This is a genomic window from Ramlibacter sp., assembly GCF_035706265.1.
Taxonomy (GTDB): Bacteria; Pseudomonadota; Gammaproteobacteria; order Burkholderiales; family Burkholderiaceae_C; genus Ramlibacter.
Window position 1 is genome coordinate 1 of record NZ_DASSVG010000268.1, and the last position, 7,512, is coordinate 7,512.

Consider the following 7,512-nt stretch of genomic DNA (forward strand, 5'->3'; position numbering starts at 1 on the left):
TACACCGCCGAATGCGGCGAGTGCCTGTTCTGCAAGAGCGGCAAGACCAACCTGTGCGTGGCCGTGCGCGCCACGCAGGGCAAGGGCGTGATGCCGGACGGCACGAGCCGCTTCTCGTACAACGGCCAGCCGATCTACCACTACATGGGCTGCTCCACCTTCAGCGAGTACACGGTGGTGGCCGAGGTCTCGCTGGCGAAGATCCACCCGCAGGCCGATCCCGGCCAGGTGTGCCTGCTCGGATGCGGCGTGACCACCGGCATCGGCGCCGTGAAGAACACCGCCAAGGTGCAGCCGGGTGACTCGGTGGCCGTGTTCGGTCTCGGCGGCATCGGCCTCGCCGTCGTGCAGGGCGCGAAGATGGCGAAGGCGGGCCGCATCATCGCGATCGACACGAATCCTGCCAAGTTCGACCTGGCGCGGACCTTCGGCGCGACGGACTGCGTCAATCCCAAGGACCACGACAAGCCGATCCAGCAGGTGATCGTCGAGATGACGGGATGGGGCGTGGACCACTCCTTCGAGTGCATCGGCAACGTCAACGTGATGCGCGCCGCGCTGGAGTGCGCGCACCGCGGCTGGGGCCAGTCCGTCATCATCGGCGTGGCCGGCGCCGGCCAGGAGATCTCCACCCGGCCGTTCCAGCTGGTCACGGGCCGGCGCTGGCTGGGCACCGCCTTCGGCGGCGTCAAGGGCCGCAGCCAGCTGCCCGGCATGGTGGAGGACGCCATGAACGGCACCATCCAGCTCGCGCCCTTCGTCACGCACACCATGCCGCTGGCCGAGATCAACAAGGCCTTCGACCTGATGCACGCAGGCGAGTCGATCCGCTCCGTGGTGCACTACTGATGGAACGCGTCGAGCAGCACGCCAGCTTCGGCGGCCGCCAGGAGGTGTGGAAGCACGCCTCCGCCGCGCTCGGGTGCGAGATGAAGTTCGGCCTCTACCTGCCCGAGCCCGCGCTGCGCGGCGAGCCCTGCCCGGTGCTCTACTGGCTCTCGGGCCTGACCTGCACCGAGCAGAACTTCATCACCAAGGCCAACGCGCAGCAGCACGCGGCGCGGCACGGCATCGTGGTGGTGGCACCGGATACGAGCCCGCGCGGCGCGACCGTCGCCGACGATGCGGCCTACGACCTGGGGCAGGGCGCGGGCTTCTACGTCAACGCCACGCAGCAGCCCTGGGCAGCGCACTACCGCATGCAGGACTACGTGGCCGAGGAGTTGCCGGCGCTGGTCGAGCGCCACTTCCCCGTGACTCCCGCGCGCGCCCTCTGCGGCCACTCCATGGGCGGCCATGGTGCACTGGTCACGGCCTTGCGCCATCCGGGCCGCTACCGCAGCGTCTCCGCTTTCTCGCCGATCGTGGCGCCCTCGCAGGTGCCCTGGGGCGAGAAGGCGCTCGGCGCCTACCTCGGGGCGGACCGCGCCGCCTGGAAGGAATGGGATACGGTCGAACTGGTCGCGAGCGCGAAGGAGCGCCTTCCGCTGCTGGTCGACCAGGGCGGGGCCGACGAATTCCTGGCCACGCAGCTGCGACCGGAGCTGCTCGAGGCCGCTTGCGCGGCGTCGGGCCATCCCCTGACGCTGCGCATCCACCCCGGTTACGACCACAGCTACTACTTCATCGCCAGCTTCCTCGGCGAGCACTTCGCGCATCACGCCGCTGCCTTGCGCGGGTGATCCGAAGAGGCGCGCGCGGGGGTGACGGCCTGTCACCTCGACGCGTGACAGCCGTGTCGCAGCGTGACGCGTGGCGGGCCGAGCGACAGCCGAGCTTTCGCCCGGCGCAAGAGCGGTTGCGTGGCGCCACGACGCGCAGTCAAGCAATGGCACACGTCTTGCGGCGCTGCGGCCCATGGCATCGCCCGTCCTCGGCGTCATCGCCAACCCGGTGTCCGCACGCGACATCCGCCGGGTGGTCGCGCATGCCGGCAACCTGCAGATCAGCGAGCGGGTGAACATCCTCGTGCGCGTGCTGCAGGCCGCGCGCGCCGCCGGCGTGGAGCGTGCGCTGCTGATGCCCGACCGTGCCGGCCTCCACACTCTGCTCGATCGCCAGCTGAAGCGCGGCGATACGGAATTGCCCGCCATCGAGCTGCTCGACCTGCAGCCGAGCTCCACGGTGGAAGACACCTTCGCGGCCACGCGCCTGCTGCAGCGCGCCGGCGTCGCGGCCATCGTCGTGCTGGGCGGCGACGGCACGCATCGCGCGGTGGTGCGCGAGCTGGTCGCCGGCCGCGACGCCCGCAACGCGCCGCTGCCGATTGCCGGGCTCTCCACCGGAACCAACAATGCCTTCCCCGAAATGCGCGAGCCGACGATCACGGGCCTGGCGGCCGGGCTCTACGCGACCGGCCGGATCGCCGCGGCCGAGGCGCTGCTGCCCAACAAGCTGATCGAAGTGAGCGTGCTGGACGGTGCCAGGCCGCCGCGCCGCGACATCGCCATCGTCGACGCGGTGGTCACGCAGGACCGCACGGTCGGCGCCCGCGCGCTGTGGAAGCCGCAGTCGCTCTGCGCCGCCTACTTCGCCTTCGCCGAGCCCGAGGCGATCGGCCTGTCGGCCATCGGAGGGCTGCTGCAGCCGGTGGGCCGCCGCGAGCCGGGCGGCCTGTCGGTGCAACTGGCCCCCGATGCGCGCGACGCGCTGCTGCACCTGAACGCGCCGATCGCGCCCGGCCTGGTTTGCCCGGTGGCGGTGGCCAGTTGGCAGCGCATGGTGGCCGGCGAGCCGCTGACCGTGCGCGCCGAAGCCGGCAGCGTCGCGCTCGACGGCGAACGCGAACTCATGTTCGCGCCCGGCGAGCGCGTGACCATGACCCTGCGCGAAGACGCCTTCCACACGCTCGACGTGCGCCGCTGCATGGCCGCAGCCGCGCGCGACGGGCTGCTCGCGACCCGCTTTCCCACCCCCTGACGACAAGGAGACAAGCCATGGCCGTCAATCCCCTCCCGCTCCCGAAGCAGCAGCTGCTGCAGGCCTACCGCACCATGCGCACCATCCGCGAATTCGAGGAGCGGCTGCACGTGGACTTCGGCCGCGGCGACATCCCGGGCTTCGTCCACCTGTATGCCGGCGAGGAGGCCGCCGCCACCGGCATCATGATCCACCTGGGCGACGGCGACCGCATCGCCAGCACCCACCGCGGCCACGGCCACTGCATCGCCAAGGGCGTGGACGTGGGCGCGATGATGAAGGAGATCTACGGTCGCAAGGGCGGCGCCTGCGAGGGCAAGGGCGGCTCCATGCACATCGCCGACCTCGACAAGGGCATGATGGGCGCCAACGGCATCCTCGGCGCCGGCGCGCCGCTGGTGTGCGGCGCGGCGCTGGCCGCCAAGTTCCGCGGCAAGGGCGAAGTGGCGATCAGCTTCGTGGGCGACGGCGCCAGCAACCAGGGCACCTTCCTTGAGAGCCTGAACCTGGCGGCGGTGTGGAACCTGCCGGCCCTCTTCGTCGTCGAGAACAACGGCTACGCCGAGAGCACCTCGCGCGACTACGCCGTGGCGGTGGACAGCTACGTCGACCGCGCCGCCGGCTTCGGCCTGCCCGGCGTCACCGTGGACGGCACCGACTTCTTCGCCGTGCACGAGGCAGCCGGCGAGATCATCGCCCGGGCCCGCAAGGGCGGCGGCCCGGCCCTGCTGGAATGCAAGATGGTCCGCTTCCACGGCCACTTCGAGGGCGATGCGCAGACCTACCGCGGCCCCGGCGAAGTGGAGCAGATCCGCGCCGAGCGCGACTGCCTGAAGAAGTTCGCCGCCACCGTGACGGCCGCCGGAGCGGTCGCGGCCGACGAGTTGCAGGCGATCGACCACGAGGTGCTCGACCTGATCGAGAACGCCGTCGTGGCGGCGAAGGCCGCCCCGCTGCCCACCGCGGCCGACCTCACCACCGACGTGTACGTCGCCTATTGATCTCGAGGAGAACGACATGGCACGCAAGATCAGCATGAAGCAGGCGATCAACGAGGCGCTGGACCAGGAGATGGCGCGCGACCCGAGCGTCATCGTGATGGGCGAGGACATCGTGGGCGGCGCCGGCGGGCAGGGCGAGCGCGACGCCTGGGGCGGGGTGCTCGGCGTCACCAAGGGCCTGTACGCGAAGTACGGCGACAGGCTGCTCGATACGCCGCTGTCGGAGTCGGCCTATGTGGGCGCTGCCATCGGCGCCGCGGCCTGCGGCATGCGCCCGGTGGCCGAGCTGATGTTCATCGACTTCATGGGCGTGTGCTTCGACCAGATCTACAACCAGGCCGCCAAGTTCCGCTACATGTTCGGCGGCAAGGCGCAGACGCCGGTGGTGATCCGCACCATGGTCGGCGCGGGCTTCCGCGCCGCCGCCCAGCACTCGCAGATGCTCACGCCGCTGTTCACGCACATTCCCGGGCTGAAGGTGGTGTGCCCGAGCACGCCGTACGACACCAAGGGCCTGCTGATCCAGGCGATCCGCGACAACGACCCGGTGATCTTCTGCGAGCACAAGAACCTCTACGGTGTCGAAGGCGAGGTGCCCGAGGCGAGCTACACGGTCCCGTTCGGCGAGGCCCACGTCGTGCGCGAGGGCAAGGACGTCACCATCGTAGGCTATGGACTGATGGTGCACCGGGCGCAGGAAGCCGCCGCCGCGCTGGCGAAGGAGCGCATCGAGGCCGAGGTGATCGACCTGCGCACCCTGAGCCCGCTCGACCTCGACACCGTGCTGGAAAGCGTCGAGAAGACCGGCCGCCTCGTCTGCGTCGACGAGGCCAATCCGCGCTGCAGCATCGCCGCCGATGTCTCGGCGCAGGTGGTGCAGGAGGCTTTCTCCGCCCTGAAGGGCCCGATCGAGATGGTGACGCCGCCGCATGCACCGGTGCCGTTCTCGCCTTCGCTCGAAGACCTGTACCTGCCGAGCGCAGCGCAGATCGTGGCGGCGGTGAAGCGCACGCAGCAAGGAGGCCGGCACTGATGACCGCGCCGCAGATCACGCCCCTGGTCATGCCCAAGTGGGGCCTGGAGATGCGCGAGGGCACGGTCGCGGGCTGGCTGGTGGAAGAGGGCGCGCGCATCGAAGTGGGCACGCCGGTGGTCGACGTCGAGACCGACAAGATCTCCAACGCTGTGGAGGCGCCCGATCCCGGCCTGCTGCGGCGCAAGGTGGCGAAGGACGGCGAGACATTGCCCGTCAAGGCGCTGCTCGGCGTGCTGGCCGAAGCCGACGTGCCCGAGGCCGACATCGACGCCTACATTGCCGCCTACGAGGTGCCCGCCGCCGGCGACGACGACGAGGATGCGGGCCCGGACTACGAGTGGGTCGAGGTGGGCGGCATCCGCGTGCGCCATGCGCGCCGCGGCCCCGAGGCGGGCGTGCCCGTGTTGTTCCTGCACGGCTACGGCGGCGACCTGGGCAACTGGCTGTTCAACCTGGATGCGCTGGGGGCGGTGGCACCGGTGATCGCGCTGGACCTGCCGGGGCACGGGCAGTCGGACGCCCGCCTGCCCGGCGCGTCGCTGGCGGATCTCTCCTCCTTCGTCGCGGCCTTCCTCGCGCAGATCGGCGTCGAGCGCGTGCACGTGGTCGGCCATTCGATGGGGGGCGCGATCGGCGCGCAACTGGCGCTCGACCAGCCGGCGCGGGTGGCGTCGCTCGCCCTGCTCAATCCCGCCGGCCTGGGCACCGAGATCAACGGCGACTACACGCAGGGCTTCGCCCGCGCGGCGTCGCGCCGCGAGCTCAAGCCCCTGGTGGAACTGCTGTTCGCAGACCCATCGCTCGCGAGTCGACAGATGGTCGACGACCTGCTGAAGTACAAGCGCATGGACGGCGTGGGCGAGCTGCTCGAGACCTTGCAGGGCACGCTGTTCCCCAATGGAAGGCAGGCCGAGACGCCGGGCCTGCGACTGGGCGAAAGCGATGTGCCATTGCTGGTGGTGTGGGGCGCGCAGGACCGCATCATCCCGCCGGCGCACGCCACCAATGCGCCTCGGCGTGCATTGGTGGAGGTGCTGGAAGGGGCCGGGCACATGGCGATGATGGAAAAGGCGGGCGAGGTGAACACGCTGCTGAAGCGGCACATCGGCGCGTGACAATGGCGGCGTGAGCCTGCCCGTCTTCGACGCCGTCACCCTCCACGAGCAGCCGCTGCACGGCGGCGTGGCCTGCGAATCCGAGTGGATGGAGGGCTGCGCCGCCAGCGGCCTGGCGGCGGCGCACCTGTGGCAGGCGCCGGTGGGCCTCGTCGTGCCGCGCCGCTACACGCTGCTGCCCGGCTGGGCGGCGGCGCGCGACGCGGCGGCCGGCGAACTGCAGGTGCGCTCCTCCGGCGGCGGCCTGGTGCCGCAGGGGCCCGGGGTCTGGAATCTGAGCCTCGTGTGGCGCGCCCCGCAGGGCACGCCGGTCGACACCACGGCGGTGTACCTCGCGCTGTGCGCGGAGCTCGCCGCCGCGTTCGCGCCGCTGGGCATCGCCGCCACGCCGCAGCCCGTGACGGGCTCGTTCTGCGACGGCCGCTTCAACCTCGCGGTGCATGGCCGCAAGCTCGTCGGCACCGCGCAGGCCTGGCGCCGCGTCGCAGGCCGGCCGGTCGTGCTGGCGCATGCGGTGATCGTGGTCGATGCCGATCCCGAGGTGCTGACCGCGCAGGCCAATGCCTTCGAAGCCGCGCTGGGCACCGACACGCGCTACCGCGCGGATGCGCTCACCAGCGTGGCGATCGAGGCGGCCGACCCGCAGGTGGCGCCGCGCGCGCTGCGCGCGATCGCAGCCCGCTTCGCTCAAGGTTTTGCGTGACGCCGGCGGGGCCGAGAGGTACATTTTTGTCCCCCGGCGCGTGAACCGGCAAGGAGACTGCGATGGACCTCGGACTCAAGGGCAAGCGGGCACTCGTCACGGGCGGCACCAAGGGCATCGGCCGCGCCATCGCCGATACCTTCGCCGACGAAGGTGCCGGTGTCTCGATCTGCGCGCGCAACCACGGCGACGTCGAAGTCGCCGTTGCCGCGCTGAAGAAGAAGGGCGTGCCGGCCTTCGGCCGCGCGATCGACGTCACCGATGCCGCGGCCTTGAAGGGCTGGATCGAGGCCAGCGCCGCGGCGCTGGGCGGCATCGACGTGCTGGTGTGCAACGTCAGCGCCCTCGCGGTCGGCGATGCGCCCGACACCTGGGAGAAAGCCTTTGCGACCGACATGATGCACACGGTCAACGCGGTGGCCGCCGCGGTGCCGTTCCTCGAGAAGTCGGGCAGCGGCTCGATCGTGCTGATCTCCAGCGTCTCGGGCTTCGAGGTCGATTTCGCCGCCGGCTCGTACGGCGCCACCAAGGCGGCGCTGATCCACTACGCCAAGGGCCTGAGCCGCAAGCTGGTGGAGCAGGGCATCCGCGTCAACTGCGTGTCGCCGGGCAACACCTATTTCGAAGGCGGTGTCTGGAACACCATCAAGGACAGCAATCCCGAGCTCTACAAGGCGGCGCTTGCGCTCAATCCCACGGGCCGGATGGGGACGCCGCAGGAGATGGCAAACGCGGTCG

8 protein-coding genes are annotated in these 7,512 nt (G+C 70.8%); all 8 read left to right on the forward strand.

All coding sequences use genetic code 11. The annotated features are described in order from the left end of the window. The coding region (locus tag VFM98_RS09900) for an S-(hydroxymethyl)glutathione dehydrogenase/class III alcohol dehydrogenase (RefSeq protein ID WP_325109759.1) at positions 1–849 on the forward strand (849 nt) is incomplete at its 5' end. Further along, positions 849–1,682 carry an S-formylglutathione hydrolase gene (fghA, locus tag VFM98_RS09905; RefSeq protein ID WP_325109760.1) on the forward strand — a complete coding sequence of 278 codons (834 nt, stop codon included), beginning with the start codon at positions 849–851 and terminating at the stop codon, positions 1,680–1,682. The genes VFM98_RS09900 and fghA, both read left to right, overlap by 1 nt. Positions 1,683–1,857: 175 nt before the next feature. Then, on the forward strand, positions 1,858–2,919 hold the full coding sequence (locus VFM98_RS09910; protein ID WP_325109761.1) for an ATP-NAD kinase family protein: 1,062 nt from the start codon (positions 1,858–1,860) through the stop codon (positions 2,917–2,919). 17 nt (positions 2,920–2,936) lie between these two features. Beyond that, the gene (locus VFM98_RS09915) at positions 2,937–3,920 is read left to right on the forward strand and encodes a thiamine pyrophosphate-dependent dehydrogenase E1 component subunit alpha (protein WP_325109762.1); all 984 of its coding nucleotides are present in this window, start codon (positions 2,937–2,939) and stop codon (positions 3,918–3,920) included. A gap of 16 nt (positions 3,921–3,936) precedes the next feature. Beyond that, positions 3,937–4,953, forward strand: coding sequence for an alpha-ketoacid dehydrogenase subunit beta (locus VFM98_RS09920; RefSeq protein WP_325109763.1), 1,017 nt, complete (start codon positions 3,937–3,939; stop codon positions 4,951–4,953). Continuing rightward, complete coding sequence (locus tag VFM98_RS09925) at positions 4,953–6,071, forward strand: acetoin dehydrogenase dihydrolipoyllysine-residue acetyltransferase subunit (RefSeq protein ID WP_325109764.1); 1,119 nt, start codon at positions 4,953–4,955, stop codon at positions 6,069–6,071. The genes VFM98_RS09920 and VFM98_RS09925 overlap by 1 nt, the downstream gene beginning before the upstream one ends. Before the next feature lie 10 nt (positions 6,072–6,081). Then, a complete protein-coding gene (locus VFM98_RS09930; RefSeq protein WP_325109765.1) occupies positions 6,082–6,774 on the forward strand; it encodes a lipoyl protein ligase domain-containing protein in 693 nt (230 codons plus the stop codon). Positions 6,775–6,836: 62 nt separating this feature from the next. Continuing rightward, a partial coding sequence (locus tag VFM98_RS09935) for an SDR family NAD(P)-dependent oxidoreductase (protein WP_325109766.1) occupies positions 6,837–7,512 on the forward strand: 676 nt, incomplete at its 3' end.